General features: G+C 61.7%; 14 protein-coding genes. 5 read left to right on the top strand and 9 right to left on the bottom strand.

The features are described from left to right. Positions 1–15: 15 nt before the first annotated feature. From phnE to ACODSR_RS07490, 4 genes are all read right to left on the bottom strand, one after another. The gene (gene phnE, locus ACODSR_RS07505) at positions 16–1,017 is read right to left on the bottom strand and encodes a phosphonate ABC transporter, permease protein PhnE (RefSeq protein ID WP_489075175.1); all 1,002 of its coding nucleotides are present in this window, start codon (positions 1,015–1,017) and stop codon (positions 16–18) included. Continuing rightward, a complete protein-coding gene (locus ACODSR_RS07500; protein WP_489075173.1) occupies positions 1,014–1,784 on the bottom strand; it encodes a phosphonate ABC transporter ATP-binding protein in 771 nt (256 codons plus the stop codon). The genes phnE and ACODSR_RS07500 overlap by 4 nt, the downstream gene beginning before the upstream one ends. Next, positions 1,781–2,704 carry a phosphate/phosphite/phosphonate ABC transporter substrate-binding protein gene (locus tag ACODSR_RS07495; RefSeq protein ID WP_489075172.1) on the bottom strand — a complete coding sequence of 308 codons (924 nt, stop codon included), beginning with the start codon at positions 2,702–2,704 and terminating at the stop codon, positions 1,781–1,783. The genes ACODSR_RS07500 and ACODSR_RS07495 overlap by 4 nt, the downstream gene beginning before the upstream one ends. A 91-nt stretch (positions 2,705–2,795) precedes the next feature. Then, on the bottom strand, positions 2,796–5,006 hold the full coding sequence (locus ACODSR_RS07490) for a TonB-dependent receptor plug domain-containing protein (RefSeq protein WP_489075170.1): 2,211 nt from the start codon (positions 5,004–5,006) through the stop codon (positions 2,796–2,798). A 271-nt stretch (positions 5,007–5,277) separates the two neighbouring features. Here ACODSR_RS07490 and ACODSR_RS07485 point away from each other — a divergent pair, with 271 nt between their 5' ends. Then, the gene (locus ACODSR_RS07485) at positions 5,278–6,174 is read left to right on the top strand and encodes a MurR/RpiR family transcriptional regulator (protein WP_037476176.1); all 897 of its coding nucleotides are present in this window, start codon (positions 5,278–5,280) and stop codon (positions 6,172–6,174) included. Positions 6,175–6,187: 13 nt separating this feature from the next. Here the strand turns inward: ACODSR_RS07485 and ACODSR_RS07480 are convergent, their stop codons facing one another. The 5 genes from ACODSR_RS07480 to ACODSR_RS07460 all read right to left on the bottom strand — a co-directional run bounded on the left by ACODSR_RS07480 (position 6,188) and on the right by ACODSR_RS07460 (position 12,377). Beyond that, a complete protein-coding gene (locus tag ACODSR_RS07480) occupies positions 6,188–6,952 on the bottom strand; it encodes an HAD-IIA family hydrolase (RefSeq protein WP_489075168.1) in 765 nt (254 codons plus the stop codon). 485 nt (positions 6,953–7,437) lie between these two features. After that, entirely contained in the window at positions 7,438–9,684 is a 2,247-nt protein-coding gene (locus tag ACODSR_RS07475) for a TonB-dependent receptor (RefSeq protein WP_489075166.1), read from the bottom strand. A 244-nt stretch (positions 9,685–9,928) separates the two neighbouring features. Beyond that, a complete protein-coding gene (locus ACODSR_RS07470) occupies positions 9,929–10,768 on the bottom strand; it encodes an SDR family NAD(P)-dependent oxidoreductase (RefSeq protein WP_489075164.1) in 840 nt (279 codons plus the stop codon). A gap of 5 nt (positions 10,769–10,773) precedes the next feature. Next, complete coding sequence (locus ACODSR_RS07465) at positions 10,774–12,042, bottom strand: cytochrome P450 (RefSeq protein ID WP_489075162.1); 1,269 nt, start codon at positions 12,040–12,042, stop codon at positions 10,774–10,776. A 14-nt stretch (positions 12,043–12,056) separates the two neighbouring features. Further along, positions 12,057–12,377, bottom strand: coding sequence for a 2Fe-2S iron-sulfur cluster-binding protein (locus tag ACODSR_RS07460; RefSeq protein WP_489075160.1), 321 nt, complete (start codon positions 12,375–12,377; stop codon positions 12,057–12,059). Positions 12,378–12,563: 186 nt separating this feature from the next. On the opposite strand from ACODSR_RS07460, the gene ACODSR_RS07455 reads away from it, so the two are divergent. From ACODSR_RS07455 to ACODSR_RS07440, 4 genes are read left to right on the top strand one after another with little or no spacing between them, the layout of a single operon-like run. After that, complete coding sequence (locus ACODSR_RS07455; protein WP_489075158.1) at positions 12,564–13,847, top strand: metal-dependent hydrolase family protein; 1,284 nt, start codon at positions 12,564–12,566, stop codon at positions 13,845–13,847. Then, complete coding sequence (locus tag ACODSR_RS07450) at positions 13,844–15,253, top strand: aromatic ring-hydroxylating oxygenase subunit alpha (RefSeq protein ID WP_489075157.1); 1,410 nt, start codon at positions 13,844–13,846, stop codon at positions 15,251–15,253. Before ACODSR_RS07455 ends, ACODSR_RS07450 begins: the two co-directional genes overlap by 4 nt. Before the next feature lie 8 nt (positions 15,254–15,261). Next, a complete protein-coding gene (locus tag ACODSR_RS07445) occupies positions 15,262–17,067 on the top strand; it encodes a hydantoinase B/oxoprolinase family protein (RefSeq protein ID WP_489075155.1) in 1,806 nt (601 codons plus the stop codon). Beyond that, the gene (locus tag ACODSR_RS07440) at positions 17,064–19,139 is read left to right on the top strand and encodes a hydantoinase/oxoprolinase family protein (RefSeq protein ID WP_489075153.1); all 2,076 of its coding nucleotides are present in this window, start codon (positions 17,064–17,066) and stop codon (positions 19,137–19,139) included. The genes ACODSR_RS07445 and ACODSR_RS07440 overlap by 4 nt, the downstream gene beginning before the upstream one ends. Positions 19,140–19,145 lie beyond the last annotated feature (6 nt).

The raw sequence follows: 19,145 nt of genomic DNA, 5'->3' as shown, positions 1-19,145 counted from the left end.
CGATAAGATGGGGATTTACAAAAGGGATTTGCGCAGCCGTCCGGCGCTGCGATCCAGCAGCAGGACGACGATGAAGATGGCGATCAGGATGGTGCCGACATGGCCATATTCATACATGTCGTAGCGGCCCTTGAGTTCCTGACCGATGCCGCCTGCACCCACCAGCCCGATGACGGTCGCCATGCGGACATTCCGGTCGAGTATATAGAGGGTGTAGGCGATATATTGGGGTAGCACCTGCGGCAGGATGGCATAGCGCCACATCAGCATCTTGCCCGCGCCGATGGCGGTCAGGGCTTCCTGCGGCCGGGGGTCGGCATTTTCGGCGTCGTCGGCATAGAATTTGCCCAGGAACCCGGCGCCGTAGAGGCCGAGCGCCAATATGCCTGCGATCGGTCCGAAACCATAGGCGATGACGAGAAACAGGGCGCTGACCAGTTCGGGAATGGCGCGGCAAAAGCCGATGATGCCGCGCGCGATCATGCGGATGGCTGCAAAGCGCATCATGTTGCGCGCGCCCAGCAATGCCAGCGGAAAGCCGATGAGGATGGCGACGATCGTACCCCAGAGCGCGATTTCCAGCGTCTCCAGCATCTTGGCCGCGACCAGCCAGACATAGCCCAGCGGTTGCACCAGATAGGTCGTGCGGACCGGGCGGCTTTCCATCCGCATCGTTTGCGGATTGAGCGTTTCGGCGCGGCGTTCGACGACCTCTATATGGGAGAGGAATGGCAGGTCGGTTGGATCGAAACCCTCAATCCGGCTGACCTCCTGCCGTTCGGACAGTTGGATGGGGACGAGTTGGCCGATGGCGTTGCCAAGGCCGTCGGCGACCTGCGATTGCTCGGCCAGGCCGAATTGCACGGCAACGGCCTGCGTCGTCATCATGACCATCCGGTCGATTTCGACGCGCTGGCCCGTGTACCACAGCAGCAGGGCCGCGCCGATCAGCGCCAGGATCGTGCCGCTGCCATAGGGGCGCGGGTAGGACCAGCGGGTGCGCGCCTGCGCGGTCATGCCAGCACCGCCTGGACCGGCGCGGCGGCATCCTGCTTTGCGTAGATGCGCTTGGCGTCATAGTCATCGAACATGGCGGGCGGCCCGTCGAACACGACCCGGCCGCCCTGTAGGGCGACGATCCGGTCGGCATAATCGCGCGCCAGATCGACTTGATGCAGGCTGCACAACACGGTCGCGCCGCGCTCGCGCGCCTGTGTCCGCAACAGATCCAGCACTTCGCGGCTGAGCCGGGGATCGAGGCTGGCGACCGGTTCGTCGGCCAGGATGATGGCGGGGTCCAGCATGAAGGCCCGCGCGATGCCGACGCGCTGTTGCTGGCCACCCGACAGCCGATCGGCACGGCGGGCGAGATGCGCTTCGTCCAGACCGACAGCGGCGATGAGGGTACAAGCCTTGTCCTGCAAGGCCGGGGTGTAAAAGCCCGACAGCGCTCGCCAAAAGGGCATGGCAGGCACCGCGCCCGCCATCACATTGGTGGCCACGCTGGCCCTGGCAGTCAGGCCATAATGTTGGTGAACCATGCCGATCCGACGACGCAAAAAGGGCAGGGTCTTGCGATCGACAGGCTTGCCGCCCACCACTACGCGCCCGCCGGTTATAGCGGACAAGCCATTGACGGTGCGCAGCAGGGTGGACTTTCCGGCACCAGAGTGGCCCAGCACGACACAAAATTGCCCCGCCGGAACAGTGAAGGACACACCGTCCAGCGCGCATGTGCCGTCGGGATAGTGAACCATGCTGTTATCGAACCGGATATCCATCATCGTTGCGCCGACTTCTTGAGGATTTCCGCCTTCAGCGCATCGCTGACCATCGCCATCTTCTGCGCGGCGGGGGTGAATTTGGCGGCGGGGAAATGGGCGTCATAGCCATCGACCTGACCGCCGCCATAACCCCGGATCATCTCTGGCGTGATGCCCGGTTCATGGGCAATATTCTGGAACGCGGATTGCAGCTGGTTGCGGGTAGCGGCCGGTAGTTTGCTGTTCACGACCAAGGGCGGGTAGGGGATGGGATCGCTGCGCGCGATGACCTTCACATCGCGAACGCCCGGCACATTCTCCCGCACCGCCTTTTCATAGCTTTCGAAGGAGAGGGCGGCGACATCGACCTGCCCCTGCAACAAGGCGGCGAGGCTGCTGGCATGGCTGCCCGTCAGGCGGACCTCTTTCAGATCCTTGGCCGGATCGATCCCCGCATCCATCAACATCGTCATCGGAAAGACGAAGGAAGAGGTCGAATTGACATCACCAAAGGCCACGCGCTTGCCACGCACGTCGACCGTAGAGGCAATAGCGGCATCCTTGCGCGCGAATAATCCGGCATAATAGACCGAGGCACCGGATTTGACGGCGACCGCCAGCAGCTCGGCGCAACCGCGATCCTTCGCCTGCAGATAGGTTACGGGGCCGACAAAGGCGATGTCGGCCGCGCCGTTGCACATCCCCTCGACCACCGCGCCGTAGGATTGCGCGACCTTCAGGTCGAAGGTCAGGCCGGTGTTACGGGACACGGCGTTGAAGATCGGCTGGTAGTCCGCCAGCGTGCCGCTTTCCGTGCCGCCATCGGCGGGAATGAGTAGAACGTGCAAGGCTTCCGTCTTCTGGCTTTGCCGGGTCGCCCAGAACAGGCCGACCCCGCCCGCCATCAGCACCAAGATCGCCGCGATGATCCACCGTTTCATATGCACATCCTTCCTATCCCGCTCCGCCGGAGCGGCGGACGGGATAGGCGTGAGCTGTGACATGGCGGTGAATGCGCGTTCATGCGGGCGATCAGAAGCTGGTGGTGAAGGAGGCGTAGACTGCGCGGGGCTTGCCCTCGAACTCATAGCCATAGAAATAGGCGTCGCTGTTCGACGCAATTTCGCCGCGCAGGAACGCCGAACTGAAGCGCATATTGCCGTAGCCATAGCGTTCGGCATATTTGGTGTTGGTGATGTTGACGACGCGAAGCTGGAAGCGATGCTGCCGCTCGTCGCCCGCCCAATAGGCGATCGACCCGTTCATGACGAAATAATTGCCGAAATTGTTGCGGAACCGGGCGGCCATGCTGCCATCGGGTTGGCGGACGTTACCGCCGCCCGTCGCATATTCCGGCCCCTGATAGCGCGGCAGCAAGGTGACATGGAACCGTTCATTGGCGCTGTGCCAGGCCACATTGCCGGTGATCATATATTCCGGCGTCTCGTTGATCTGGAGATCGGTGCCTGCGAGGCGCGCCCGCTGCTTGGTGTAGTTGATGTTGGCCGTGAACTGCTTGCCCAGGATGAAATCCATGTCCGCCGTGATGCCCCGGATTTCGGTGACGGCGCTGTTGTTGAACCATGTGTTGGGCGTCAGGCCGGAGGTGCCCTGGATACGGTTGCTGATGTCGGTGCGGAACGCCCCAACTTCGGCATTGATCTGCACGCCTCCGAAGGCTTTGCTGAACCCGACCGCGCCATTATAGGTTTCGGTCGTTTCGGTCTGCAGGTTCGGATTGCCGACCTGGGTCGGACTGACCGAGAAAAGTTCGTTGGTGCGCGGCAGGCTGTAGGATGTGCCGCCGTTGCCGCGAATGTAGAAGGGGCCGATCGGCTGGCGGAAGCCGAATTTCCAGATGGTCTTGGAATCGAAGCTTTTGGCGAAATCGGTGCGGACCGCGAGTGAAATCTTGGTGTCCGGGCTGAAAGGGATGACCGGCCGGGCGTCCAGATAGAGACCCGTGATCGTCGTAGAGGCATCGCCGACCGGGAAGACCGGATCGGAGTCATCCTTGTAGGAGACGACCTGCACCCCCGCGACGAACTCCACCAGCTTGGGGAAGGTGAAGGTATTGCGGAAATTCAGACCGCGCTCCTGAAAGCCGCCGACCTTGGAGTCCGCGCCGAAACCCTTGTTAGGATAAGGAGTCGACCGGCCCGTGGCGTCGCCGAAGCGGATCGGCCGGCCCTTTACATCGACGCACCCTGCGCGGTTGGTGCAGGTTTCGGCGAAGGTTTCGGTATTGTTGAGCCGTGGGTTGCTCCAATAGCCGGTCAGTTCGGTGTAGATGGCGTCCGACCAGCGCCGGTCGATCGAGAAATCTATGATCGGGTAGCGGACCCGGTTCGGCGAGAAGGTTTCATTGTCCGGGAACGGATCCTGAAATTCGATCTGGGTATATTGACCGTTGAGCCGGAAATTCGTGTCGTCATCGATCTTCCAGAGATATTTGATGCCGATATTGTTGCGGTTGAGCGGATATTTCTGGATGCCGCCAGCCTTGGCGACGTTGTCGACATAGCTTTCCGGCGCGAAAATGCGCGGTCCGTCCGTCTGCTGGCTGCTGCCATAGACCATGACACTATGCCGTCCTTCGGCGTCCAGCGCGAATTTGGCATTGCCCCACAATTCGCGGGAATTGAACTCGCCATAGCTTGCGCCCAATTCCACCTTGTTGGTGCCATCGGGACGCTTGGTGACCAGGCTGATGACGCCGATCCCGCCGTTCGATCCGAAGAACAGGCTGTTGCCGCCGCGGAACACTTCGACCCGTTCGATCATATGCGGGTCGATCGTCGTCGACCCCCAAATATCTTCCAGCGCCGGGCCACGGTCGTAAAGCGGCACGCCATCGAGGACGACGAGCGTGTCGCGGTCGCCGCCGCCGTCCAGGCGAATGGTATATTCGCCTTCATCCGGCGAATAACCGATATTGGCGCCCTTGATGAGGAACTGGGCCAGTTCCGCGAAGTTGCTGGCACCGCTTGCAGCGATCGCTTCGGAACTGACGATCTGGATATTGTTGCCAAAGGCGATGGCATCGGCCGCCACTTTGGTCGCCTCGACGCGCTGGCCGGTCACGATGATCGACGAAGCAGCAGCCTCGGCATCGGCCGCTGCTTCCGCAGTGGCGGGTGCCTGGGCGATGGCCATCGTCGGCAGCAGGCTGGCCCCCAGCAACAGGCCAAGATGCACCGCGCCGAATTTCGATCGACCGTAAGGACGTGAATGTTTCACCATGACAATACCCCCAAAATGTTCGGGTTGCCGCGGCAGCAGCGTGTCTTGGAACCGACTCGATGCTGCAGCGCGTCAACCGCTTGCAGGGGTCAAGTAGGAGTCCGATGTGACAGTTGAATGAATGTTACTCAATTTTATAGCGCGTTAAAAATGAGCTTGCTGCGGCGAGATAGGGCGCAGCATTGAACGCGATTAAACTACACTCAATTTTGCAGGGTAACGAAATGCTGTTAGAGGTGGTGTGCGCCCGCGCTCGCCATTCAGGACTATCATGACAGCCCCCACCCCCAAACGCCGTGCCCTTCCGACCACCGACAATGGTCCCATCGACAACACGCTCAATCGCATCCGCGTGGCCCAGCCGGGCATGGCGAAGGGGGCGAGCCGGATCGCCGATTATATCCTCGCCCAGCCCGAAAAGATCGTCGGCATGTCGGTGACCGAACTGTCCGAAGAGACGGGCGTGAGCGAAGGCAGCATCATCAATTTCTGTCGTGGCATCGGTCTGTCCGGCTTCCAGCAGATGAAACTCAGCCTGGCCCAGGAAATCGTGCAACCGGTCCAGTTCATCCACGAAGATGTCACGCGCGATGACGACATGGACACGATCTGCCGGAAAGTATTTCATTCCGGCATACAGGCCTTGCGCGATTCGCTGTCAGTGCTGGATCCCACCGCGCTGTCCCGTGCGGTCGACATGATTCGCGCGGCCAAGCGCGTGGAGGTCTATGGCATCGGCTCCTCCGCACCGATCGCCGAGGACACGCATTATCGCATGCTGCGCATCGGCCTCGACGCGCGGGTGGTGGTCGATAGCCATGTGCAGGCGATCTGCGCATCGCGATGCGACCCCGACGTCGTCGTGCTGACCATCTCGCACAGCGGTGCCACGCATGAGACGGTTGCGGCCACGCGGCTGGCCAGGGAAGCGGGTGCGAAGACTATCGTCATCACCAATTTCGCCCGATCGCCGATCCAGGCTTATGCCGATCTGGTCCTGTTCACCATGGCGCGGGAGACTAGTTTTCGGACCGAGGCGATGACCAGCCGGATCGCGCAGCTCTGCGTGGTCGATGCGCTGATCGCCGCCCTGGCGCTTGCGGATTATGAACGCTCGACAGAGACGCTGCGCCAGACGTTCGATGTGCTGTCAATCAAACGCTTTTGAGGCGCAGCGCAGCTTACCAGTTGAGGATGTCGTTCAGTGTCAGCCCGGCATCCGGCCCGATGAGTATCGGGTAGACACCATAATCGGTCGCGCCCTTTCCGTCGGTCTGCGGATTATCGCCGATCATCACGGCCTGATGCGCGGCGACGCCCGCGACTTCGCAAGCGCGCGCGAACAGGAGGGGGCCGGGTTTGCCAACCGTTACCATTGGGGCGGTCGGTACACAGGCCAGCAAGGCGGCGAGTATCGCCCCGGTTTCCGGCACGATATGGCCATCAGGTCCGGGATGCGTGGTATCCACATTGGCGACGATCAGCTTCGCGCCTCGCTGCAGCGCGTTGCCTGCACGGCATAATTTCGCATAGGTAAAGCGCGTGTCGCGCGTCAGCAAGATCTGATCCGGCTCGTCCCGCACAAGTGTCAGCCCCATCTGCCGTGCATAGGCCTTGATACGGGTCGTTCCGAGCAGCAGGGTGCGCGCCTCCGGCGTCTGCATGGCCAGGCGTACCGCTTCCGCACCGGCTAGGATGATGCGGTCCGGCGGGATATGGACATTCGCCTGGTTCAATATGCGCGTGAAATCTTCGGGCAGGTGCGTCGAATTGTTGGACAGAATGACGATACGATCCGCATGCCGTTCCAATAGCGTCTTCGCCGCCGGGATCAGAGTGTTGCCGATCATCACACAGCCATCCCAGTCGAGGAATATGGCGGCGGCATTGTCGAAAGCGCGTTTCGGCGACGGGGAAGATGGTGCCCCATATCGCATAATCTTCATTTGCATGAGCGACCCTTTGGCAACCTGCCTCCGAAATACTCATATATTATATGTTGTAAAGTGAGATTATCTCAAAATATTCTGGTGTCGCGTCGGTCTTGGGGGGCTTTCAAGAGGCCGTCTTGCATATTTTCATGCCCATTTAGTGAGGTGCTGTCAGAACGAATGAACGGTCGGCGGTCTAGGTGGCGGCCCTGAGAAGTTTTGACGGCTGCAACTGCTCAATGCCGCGCTTCCCAAGGGGCCGCGATGTCCCAGACCCGCCTACCGGTGTCGACCCTTACCGGACGCTAGCAACGCGATTGCCCCTTTCCAGCACCGAACATTCCCCATTTTTGTAACTCTCGCGCTCGCTTTTCCCCTAAAAAAAGTGGCAGTCCTCCTGTCTATGGCTTCGCGCTCCAACCAAGTGTGTCCGGCTGGCCTATCTCAGCTTGTTGGAAAAAGGAGACTGCCTAGCGAGTGGATTTCGCCTTCATCGCTTCCTAAAGACCAAATTTAACGTTCAGCCCATAAGCGCGGGGTGCCGCAGGCACAGCTAGATCGCCCAGCGCGCTGCCCAGCTTCTGGACATGATATCGCGCATCGGTCAGGTTCCTGACCCACAATTCGACACCCCAGCGTGATGACGGCCGGAATTCAATCGATCCGTTGACGATCCCGAAGGCCTCCTGTCGCAGCCGATTGTCGACCTCGAAATAATAGCCATCATTATAGCTGTAGAGCGTCGAAAGCTGCAGTTCGCGCCCATTGCCAAGATCGGCGGTATAGGATGCGCCGATATTGGCGGCGAAGCGCGGCGCCAGCGGCGTGTCATTACCCTTTGCGCTGCCCAGACACGTCAGGTTGCCGCCCGTCGCTGCACCTGTGGTCTGACCGGCTGCCGGACCCGCCGGCGTGCAGGCGGCAGGACGGGGATAGGTGAAGGGCGCAAACGGAAAATCTGCGAATTTGGAACGCATCAGCGTTGCCGACCCGAACAGGCGCAGCCCGTCAATCGGCGCGGCCTCGAATTCCGCCTCTATGCCGTCCACATCGACCGACGCAGCGTTCAATAATGTTGGCTGCGCGCCCAGCGTCACCGCGGCGCGGACCTGATAGTCGCTGATATCATAATGATAGACCGACAGGTTCAGGCGTAGCCGTCTGTCGAACCATTCGGTCTTCAGGCCGACTTCATAGGCGTCGATAAATTGCGGATCGACCGGCGGATTTGCTGGTGACTGCAACGCCCAAAGGCCCGACTTGAAACCCCGATTATAGGACGCATAGACATTGATGTCGTTGTTCAGATCCTGGCGGATCGCCAGCCGGTAGGTGAATTTGCCATAGGTCAGAGAGTCCGTGCGCGGCGCGAGCGACTGGCCTATGAACTGGGGCGTTCCCGGCACCAGCCCGACAGGCTTCTGCTCGCCACGCAGGGTGCGGTCATCGCGAGTATAGCGTAATCCCGCCGTGACATGGGTGGACGGCGTCACAGCATAGGTCGCCTCGGCAAAGGCGGCATAGGATTGCGTCCGCATCGATGCCGACAGGTCCGATCCGGCGTCCACGCCACCAAAGGCTGTGCCACGCTGCTGCTGATTCACCAATGCGGCCTTGTTGCGCAAAAAGAACAGGCCCGTCTGCCAGCTAAGCGGTTCGGTATCGTTGGACGACAGGCGGATTTCCTCTTGAAAGGAATCCGTCTCGGAATGGATTGCATAGCGCGCCAGCGGCAATTGCGCACCATCGGGGTCAAGCCCGCTGCGGGTCTTGTTACCGCGAAATCCCGTAATGCTGGTCAGTGTCGCCCAATCCAGATCGAATTCTGCGGTCAGGTTGAAGCCATAGATGCGCTGGCGCACACGCTGATAGGCGGATGTGTTCGTATTATAGTCGCCGGGGAATTGTGTGCCGCCGGTACCGACCGATCCTTCGGGAATATGAAAGATGGACGCGAAATCATCGTCTGACTTGCCATATTCCCCTGACACCATGATTTTCGTCCGGTCATTGGGTCGCCAGACCGCCTTTGAGCGCGCGCCCCAGTGCCAGCCAAAACCGACCTTGCGCCCGGTCGCCAGATTGCGGCCCCAGCCATCGACCTGCCGCGTGCCGGTTAGCGCTATATCGGCGCTCAGCGTATCGGTCAGCGGACCGGTCGCATATAGCTGACCGCTATAGCTTTCATAATTGGCAATCCCGACCTGCCCTTTCACTACGACATCGCGGCCTGGTTCGCGCGTAATCACGTTGATCAGGCCACCGGACGCATTACGACCGAACAAAGTGCCCTGTGGTCCTTTCAGCACCTCGATCCGTTCGATATTGTTGAAGCGAAAGACGGTCTGGCCAAGGTCGGGCAGGTAGACGCCATCGACATAGATCGCATTCGCCCCTTCCTCACCGGTGCCGCCGCTGGTGTTGCCCACGCCGCGCACGAAAAATATGCCCGACGGGCCAGACCGGGTCAGCTGGACGCTCGGCACCGCCTGCGGCAAGCTGGTGGTGCCGCCGATGCCCCCACTCTCCAGCGCATCCGCCGTAATCGCGGTCACCGCGATCGGCACATTCTGAAGATTTTCTTCCCGCCGCTGCGCCGTGACGACAATCTCTTCCAGCCCGCCGCTTTGCGGAGCCGACATATCCTGCGCCTGGGCGGGCATGGTCAGCAAGGCGGTGGCCATCGCCAGGGCCGCACTGGTCATGCGATGTTCGCGCGGCGCGCGAAAAGCTTGTATAATTGTCATGGCATCTCTCCCTGTAGCGGCCCAGGGTGCCGATGTTGGCCATCGGTTTCTTGGTCTGGACCGGCACCACCCTACCAAGCCGTCGGAGGTGAGCGACCGCGAAGTCCCACTAGTGCCTGCCTGATCAAGCGGCCATGCCCGCTGCATCAAGGCTATTCTGTCTGGCCGACGACGCAGCAGTGCACCTGCCGGGACGGCCCGGACAGCATGATATTTGTGCAGGAACGGGCGGCGCGCGCTGGTCTTATCCGGGCAGGGCGATCGCCCTTGCGGCCAATATCTCTTCTAGATGATTGACCGGATCGCCCGCAACAACGCCGCCTTCTACCGGCAAAGTGATGCCGGTAATCTGCAACGCGCGATCGCTCGCCAGGAACAGCGCCGCCTGGGCAACATCGTCGGGCTGCCCCCGGCGCTTGAGCGGCTGGTTCGACAGATAGACCGCGTCGATCGCGGCATCGACTTTTGCCGCAACATCTGCCTCGGCGCCTTCCGCCCGGAAGGAGGAAAGATTGGTGCGGATGTGGCCGGGCACCAGGCAGTTCACCCGGATGCCATATTGGGCCAGATCGATCGCGGCCGACTTGGAAAACTGGATCAGCCCCGCTTTGGACGCGCGATAGCTCATCATCGCCTGCCCTGCGAGTATCCCGGCGATAGACGCATTGTTCAAGATGACGCCGTCGCCATGATCCTTCATGTGCCGCGCGGCAATCTGCGTTCCCAGCATCGGCCCCAGCAGATTGACGCCCATCACCCGCTGAAAATCGTCCAGCCTGTCGTCAATGAAGTGCGGGAAGGGTACGCAGCTGATACCGGCATTGTTGAACAGGATATGCAGCCTGCCAAAGTCGGTAACGGCACGGTCGATCAGGGCTTGGACCTGTTCGCGCTGCGACACGTCCGTCGCTTGGAACATCGCGGCCGGTCCCATTTCTGCCGCCAGCGCCTCGCCTGCCGCTGCGTCAACGTCAGCGATCACGACTTTCGCGCCTTCGGCAACGAACAATTCCACTGTCGCCCGGCCTATGCCACCCGCACCGCCGGTGATGATGGCGACCTTGCCCGCTAATTCTCCTGCCATGATGCTCAGCCCCGGCGCGTGAAACGGATCGGTAGCCGCTCGATCGATTGCGTCGCCACTGTGGGCAGATAGCGGATATCCGCCTCTGCAATGGCCAGTTCGATATCGCCGATGCGCTTGACGATCTCGCGCGCAGCGACCTTGATCTCCATGCGGGCCAGCGCCAGTCCGACGCAGCGATGGACGCCCCCGCCAAAGGACAGATGCCGCCCGATATTGGGCCGGTTCAGGTCGAAGTCGCGGGGCTTAGGGAACACATCCTCCTGATCGTTGGCCGACGCATACATCAGCAGCAGGTGCGCGCCGGCCGGCAATATCCGCCCGCCCAGCTCAACCTCCCTGGTGGTCATGCGCGAAAGACCCCGCACTGGCGGCTCGATCCGCAACAATTCCTCGACAAAGCGGTTCATGAGCCGGTCGTCATCGGCCGACTCCTGCAATAATTTGGCGATTTCCGGTCGGGTAGCGAGAATGTAGAACAGATTGCCTAGCGCCGTCGCCGTCGTCTCGTTGCCCGCGATCAACAGCGCGCGAACCAGCGACACCGCCTCGGCAAAGCTCAGCCCCTCGCCATCGGCATCGCGGGCGTACACCAGATCGGAAATCATGTCCTCGCGCGGATCAGCCTGCCGTTCCTGCATCTTGGCGATCAGATAATGTTGCAGGTCGCAAATCTCGCGCGCATGACCCAGCATCTGTTCGCGATCCTGCATCCGCCCGATCTGCGCCGTTACCGCGATCGACCATCGCTGGATGCGGTCCTTCATGTCCCAGTCCAGCCCCAGCTGCTCGCAGATGATTCGCACCGTCAGCGGCACAGCGAAATCATGGATGGCGTCGGCCTCGCCCCGCGCCGCGACGCTGTCGATCAGGTCGACGACCACCTTCTCGATCCGCGGTTCCAGCGCCTTCACGCGGTGGGCGGTAAAGGCCTTCTCCATCAGCTTGCGGATGCGCGTGTGATAGGGCGGGTCGGACATGATCGCGTCGGGGAAGTAACCGCCGCCCTCACGCTCCAATATCTCCTGAAATTCCTGCTGGAACCCCTTGGCCTGCTGCGTGTGATAGCCCTTGTTCACCGAAAAAGTGATTGGATCCTGCTGGATCGTCGCGATATCCTCATATCGCGACACCAGATACATGCCCAGCTTCTCGTCCCAATGGATCGGGTCGTCCCGACGCATCGCTGCGTAGAAGTCACGAGGCCGTGCCGATATCAGCGGATCGGTCATCGATCCGGTTGCGAGCAGGTCGCGTTCCGCTACGTTGGTCATTGACTGATCCTCGTTCATTGTTGTGCCACTACGACGCGCAGCCCATCGAGTGCTTCCGTCAGGCGTATCTGGCACGCCAGACGGCTGCTGGCGGTCGCGACGTCCGCCACCATGTCCAGCATCGCAAATTCGATATCGTCGGGCTGCCCCGTTCGTTCGACCCAGTCCGGGCCGATATGCACCAGGCAGGTCGCGCAGGAACAGGCACCGCCACAATCGGCGGCAATCCCGTCAATCCCGTTTGCCTTGGCCAGTTCCATCAGGGACTGGTCCCCGGACCCGCCATCGACCTGCCGCTCCAAGCCATTCACATCCACAAAGGTGACCTGCACCATCGACTATATTCTCCTTTTGCCCGGCAGAATGGCTGATGGCAGCACACACGGAAAGGCATGGTGCCGCGCACCGGCTTGACTGGCGCGGCAGGCTCTCGCGCGCAGAGAGGAAACGCCAAGTACGCGTGCAGTCATTGGGCCGCAGGCGGCAAGGGCATAGTCTGATCGGCAGGAAAGGATGTCATCTTGCCGACCACACTCATCACCAATGCCACCATCTGGGACGCTACCGGCGCCTCGCCATTTGCAGGTGTCTTGCTGGTTGAGGACAATCGCATCCGGTCAGTGATGGCCAGCGCAGCAGCGCCGTTCCCCCCGGCCGACCAGATCATCGACGGCACTGGCCTGACCTTGATGCCCGGCTTGACCGAAGGCCATGCCCACATATCCTTCGGCGACGCGGCTTCCACAGAGGATCTGATCAGCCCCTCGCCCGAAGCCCACACGCTCATCACCGCGCGTATGGCCAAACGGTTGCTCGATCAGGGGTTTACCAGTTGCTATGGCGCGTCGGCAGCCAAGCTGAAGCTGGATGTCGCCGTTCGCGATGCGGTCGACGCGGGCCATATTCCCGGCCCCCGCATCCGTGCCGGATCGACCGAAATCACCGTCACCGGCGGCATGGGCGACGAAAGCAAGCTGCATAATCCGCGCATCGGCATCAGCTGCATCGTCGATGGTCCAGAAGAAATGCGCAAGGCTGTCCGCCTCGCGATCCGCGAGGGGTGCGACAATATCAAACTCGATGTGTCGGGCGATCCCTTCTATCCCGGCAGCCCAGCGCACGTCACCCCTATGTCGTTCGAGGAAGTGAAGATGGCGGTCGATACTGCCCATGCTTTCGGTCGCAAGGTGAACGCCCACAGCCGCTCTATCGAAGGGACCAAGCATTGCATCCGCGCCGGGGTCGATGGCCTGTTCCATGTCGAATATGCCGATGACGAGATGCTCGACATGCTGGAGGAAGCGCGCGATCGCATTGTCATCGCGCCGTCCATCGGCCTGTTCCACAGCATGATCCATTATGGCGAACCGTGGATTCCGCGCGCCGTGGCCGAAGCCATGGGCATCCCCGCCCTGATCGAGCAATCGGTCAACACGCATACCCAGCTGCGCAAACGCGGCATCCGTCACCTTATCGGCGGCGACTATGGCCTCGCCTGGAATCGGCAGGGGACCAATGCCCGCGATATCAAATTGCTGATGGATTATTATGGCTATGATGCGCCCGGCGCGCTCACCTGCGCCACTCGCAATGGCGGGCAGGCGATGCGGGACGAGGGCGACCTTGGCACGCTAACGCCCGGCGCGCTCGCCGACATGCTGCTGGTGGATGGCGATCCGATAGCCGACGTCACAATCCTTCAAGACAAAAACCGGCTGGCGATGGTGATGAAGGACGGGGCGATCCACAGCATCGCGCCCGGCCTCTGCACGCCTGCCGCCTCTGACCAACGGAGAGTTGCATGAACATGGAATCCGGCCCGATCGAACCGGGCGACGCCCGCTGCCCGGCGATCAGCACACAGAACATCATCGCACGCGACAGGATCGCCGCGCCCGGCTGGGTCCGATCGGAATCCTATGCTTTTCTGGGCAGCGAGGATGTATCGAACGACCGCTATATAGACCCCGATTATGCCCGTCGAGAAATGGAAAGCCTTTGGACGCGCACCTGGCAATTTGCCTGCCGGGAAGAACATATCCCGGAGGTTGGAGACTATCAGGTTTATGACATCGGGCGCTACAGCCTGATCATCACCCGCGTCGCGCCCGATGACATCCGCGCCTATGTCAACGCCTGCCTCCACCGCGGTACCAAATTGCGCGCATCCGGCTCGGCGGGCTTTGCCAGCGAGTTCAAATGCAGCTTCCATGGCTGGAGCTGGAATATCGACGGCAGCAGCAAGGGCATCGTCTGCCCATGGGACTTCCCCCATGTCGATCCCGCCAATAACAGCCTGCCCCAGGCCCGCGTCCAGACATTGGGCGGCTTTGTCTGGATCAACATGGACCCTGCAGCACCCAGCCTTGAGGCGTATCTTGGCCCCAATGCGCTCGCCCATATCAGCGCCTGGAAGCTGGAGGACCGCTATATCCACCTCCATGTGCAGAAAAGCTTTCCGGCCAACTGGAAATTGACGGTCGAGGCTTTCATGGAGGCCTATCATGTGATCGAGACGCACCCGCAGGTCGCCCCGTCGAACGCGGACGCCAACACCCAATATGACGTCTATGGCGATCATGTTAATCGCTTCATCTCCTGTCTCGGCGTAGCCTCGCCGCATTTGGAGGGGCGCTTTTCCGAACAGGATATTCTCGACCAGTTCACGGTTGGCGATGCGTCCGTCCTGAGCAACGACCGGCCTACTGTTGGCGACGGCACCGCGCGGCAGGCGATGGCGGATATGTTCCGCGGCATGTTCGGCCAGGCGACAGGCAGCGATCTGTCAGCGACCTCGGACAGCGAGATGCTCGACTGCTTCTCCTATACGATCTTCCCCAACACCTATCTCTTCCCCGGCGTATCGCTGCCCATGGTCTATCGTTTCCGCCCGGACCCCAGGGATCACCGCCGCTGCATTTTTGAAGTGTTCTTCATGCGTCCGGTACCGTCGGACGGACAGTGCCCGGAACCTGCCGAACCGATCATCCTGACCGACGAGCAAAGCTTTTGCGACGCGCCGGGCATGGATGCCGGTTTCGGCAAGATATTGGACCAGGACACCGACAACCTCTTCCTTCAGCAGGAAGGGCTGGAAGCGTCGGCCAAGCGCGGCCTGACGCTGGGTAATTATCAGGAAATCCGTATCCGCCATTTCGAGCAGGCGGTCGATCGCTATGTCGCGATGCCACCCCATCGTCCTACGCGCTGAGGAAGCCCATGTCCTTCGAACTGAACGCCAGGCTGGCCGCCAGACGCGCGCCTTTGCCCACCACCATCAACATTGATCCTGTCACCGCCAACATCATTCGCGGCGCGCTGGAAACCGTTTGTTATGAGGCTACAACCCATTTGGGCCGGGCAGCCTCTTCCCCGATCATCAACCAGTCGAACGAGCGCAACGCGGCAATCGTCGATGCGCATGGGCGGCTGGCCATGGGGTCGATCGGCACGCCGCATCTGACCTTCGTGTCACAGCTAACGGTGCGCTACGGCCTGATGCAGCAGGACAATTTCGACTGGGGGCCGGGCGACGTGTTCGTCGGAAACGATCCCGATCATGGCGGCGGCCATCTGCCCGACTATAATGTCTATGCCCCTGTCTATGACGCGGCGGGCGAACTGGTGCTGATCCAGGCGCTCCAGGCGCATCAGGGGGATACGGGCGGGAAAGACCCCGGCGGCTTCACCCTCGACGCGACCGACATTTTCACCGAAGGGCTGGCCATTCCCTGCCTAAAACTCGTTCATCGCGGCGAAAAGCGGCGGGACTCCATCTATTTGCTCGAACGCAATAACCGGTTTCCCAGCTTTGCAGGCGATCTTGCCGCCATGATCGGCGCTGTGGAAAAAGCGAGCGCCTCGATCCGCGCTATACTCGACAAATGGGGCAGTAACGTCGTCCGCGCCGCCGTCAACCAGGCGATCGAGACATCCGAGCGCCAGATGCGTCAAGTGGTATCAGACTGGCGCGATGGCACCTATGAAGCGACCGTTCATATCGACCATGACACGGTCGGCACGAAGGATGTCCGCGTTCATGTCGCCTGCACCATCGCGGGCGACCAATTGACCGTTGACTTGAACGGCACGGACGACCGGCAGGATCTGGTCGGGGTGTGGAACACTTTTGCCAATTCGCGCGGCTATATCATGACCCAGATCGCCTCCACCATCGACCCGGACATCGTCAAGAATGAAGGGTTGTTCAACGCCGTGGACATCATCCTGCCCGAAGGCTGCATCGCCCATCCCCCGCCCAACAAGCCCGCCGCACTCGGCTCCTTCCACCCGGCTTGCGAAATTACCGAAGCGGTGTGCGTCGCCCTGTCGAAGGTCGCGCCGGAGCGGTCCGCGCCGCAAGTGTATAAGATCGGGATGCCCAACGCCGTCATCGGCTTTGATCCGCGCGGCCAGATGTGGATGGATCAGGGCGTCGATTGCCGGTCTATGGACGTGTCGGCGGTGCAGGGGATTGACGGCTGGGGCAGTTGCCCGGTTTCGCTCGGCAACCTGCTGCTGTCACAGGCGGAGGACGGCGAAAGCCGTTTTCCGGTGATCAACACCAGTCGCGAACTCGTCACCGACAGCGGCGGGGCGGGGCGCTGGCGCGGGATGCCCGGCAGCCGCAACGTCAAGCAGATACTCGAACCGGCGCTCGCCATGGCGTGGATGGTCAGCCATGATCACCCCATCAGCGGGCTGGAAGGCGGTGATGATGGCACCCCCTACGTCAATCATTTCCAGGTCGGGACGGACCAGGAATACCGCGTCGAACTGACCGCCCGCGCGCAACTGCCTGCAGGGGCGGTGATCGCTTACCAACATGGCGGCGGTGCGGGCTTCGGTCCCGCCCTCCTGCGCGATCCGCAGGCGGTGTGCGAGGATGTACTAGACGAACTGGTCAGCGTCGATGCCGCGCGCGACCGCTATGGTGTCGTCCTGACCGGCAGCCTGACGGACTATAGCCTGAACGTGGACCATGCGGCCACCGCCGCGCTGCGCGGGGAGCGGATGGCGGCATGACCTACCGCATTGGCATAGATATTGGCGGCACCTTCACCGACTTCGCGATGCTCAAGGGCAGCGACGTCATTCTCCACAAAAATCTCAGCACGCCGCATGACCGTTCCGAAGGCGTCATGAGCGGCCTTGCCACCTTGGCGGCGGGTCAGGGTCTTTCCCTCGGCGATTTCCTCGCGCGGTGCGACGCCATCGTCCATGGCACGACTGTAGCCGACAATACGCTGATCGAGATGAACGGTGCGGTCACCGGGCTGCTCACCACCGAAGGATTCCGCGATGAAATGGAATATCGCCGCGGGTTCAAGGAAAGCATCTGGGACGTGCGACTGGAACCGCCCCAGCCCATCGTCCCGCGCCGCCGCCGCCTGACCATCCCCGAACGCGTCCTCGCCGACGGCAGCATCCACCGGGAACTGGACGAGCAGGCCGTGCGCGATGCCTGTGATAAATTCCGCAAGCAGGGGGTCGAATCCGTCGCCGTCGGCCTGATCTTCGCCCATGTGAATGGCGATCATGAACGCCGCGCCGCGCAGATCGTGGAAGAAGAAATGCCCGGCGTGCCGGTGTCGCTGGGCCACCGCATATTGTCGCGCGCGCCGGAATATGACCGGATTAGCACCACGGTCGTGAACGCCTATGTCGCGCCGCGCGTGAACGCCTATCTCGAACGGCTCGTCGAACGGCTCGCACAGGCAGGCTATCCGCACCAACTCATGGTGATGCAGGCGTCGGGCGGAGTGATGACCCGCGACTATATCGCCGCCGCGCCGATCCGCGTGCTGGCGTCCGGCCCGGCGGGTGGAGTCATGGCGTCGGCCCATGTTGGCGGAGCGAAGGGCCATCGGAACCTGCTCTGCGTCGATATGGGCGGCACCAGCTATGACATGTCGGTGGTGATCGACGGCGCAGCCCCAGCCGAAGCAGGGTGGAACATGCACCACCGCTATCTGGTCGGCGTGCCAATGGTGCAGGTCGAAACACTGGGCGCCGGTGGCGGTTCGATCTGCCATGTTGACAAGGGCGAACTCAAGGTCGGCCCCGCATCGGCGGGGTCTGTCCCAGGCCCGATCTGCTACGGGCGCGGCGGCCTCCAGCCCACCATCACCGACGCTCTGCTGATGCTGGGCATCCTTTCGACCGGCGAAGGCTTTGCCGGCGGCAGCTTCCGCCTGCGCGATGAAGGCGTTCGCGAAGCCTTCGCCGCCATGGGCGCGCAGATGGGCTATGACGCAGAGCAGGCGGCGTTCGATTGTTGGCGGCTGGTCAACGCCAATATGACGCAAGCGGTGCGGCGCACCACGGCGGCCAAGGGAATCGATCCGGCCGATATGGTCATGCTGGCCTATGGCGGCAACGGGCCTGCCTTTGCCGCGATTCAGGCGCAGGAACTGGGCATCACCCATGTGCTGGTGCCAAAGGCGTCGCCCACATTCTCGGCGCTCGGCACGCTGGTGGCCCATCCCAGCATTGACGAAGAACGCTCCTGCACTGCTCCCGTCGATGCGTTGGACCTTGACCAATTGCGTCTATTGTGGGGAGAATTGGCCGACAATGCCGGGGCGCACTTCACGGGGGCGGGCTTTGACGCAGAGGCTATTCAGGCGACATGGCGACTCAACATGCGCTACGGCGGGCAGAACTGGGCGCTGACCTTCGACTTGCATGAAAGCTCGGGTTTGAATGACCTGTCCTTCGTGGACGATAGCCTGTCCGACCGCGCCATTGCTGCTTTCAACGCCCGACACATGGCCGAATATGGCCATATCCGCGAAGGCGAATTGCCGGAAATTACCGGTGTCCGTCTGGCCGCCCATGTCGCAACCCCCATGCCCCCGGCCAGCGGCGGCTTTTTAGCCTCCACGCTCGAACCGGTCCCCGCCGGGCATCGCCGCGCCAATTTGGGCACTGGGTTTGCCGACGTCGCCATCTTCAAAGGCCCGGCGCTCGTCCCAGGCGCGCGGGTTACCGGCCCCGCGATCATCGAAGAAGTCTTTACCACCATCGTTGTCTATCCCGGCTGGCAGGCACGCGTGGACGATGCGGGCGACTATGCGCTGGTCCACCAGCCGTGACAGCGC

Source organism: Sphingobium sp. FG125, assembly GCF_057809795.1.
The sequence above is the reverse complement of the archived record's forward strand: the minus strand, read 5'-3'. Positions and strand labels throughout refer to the sequence as shown.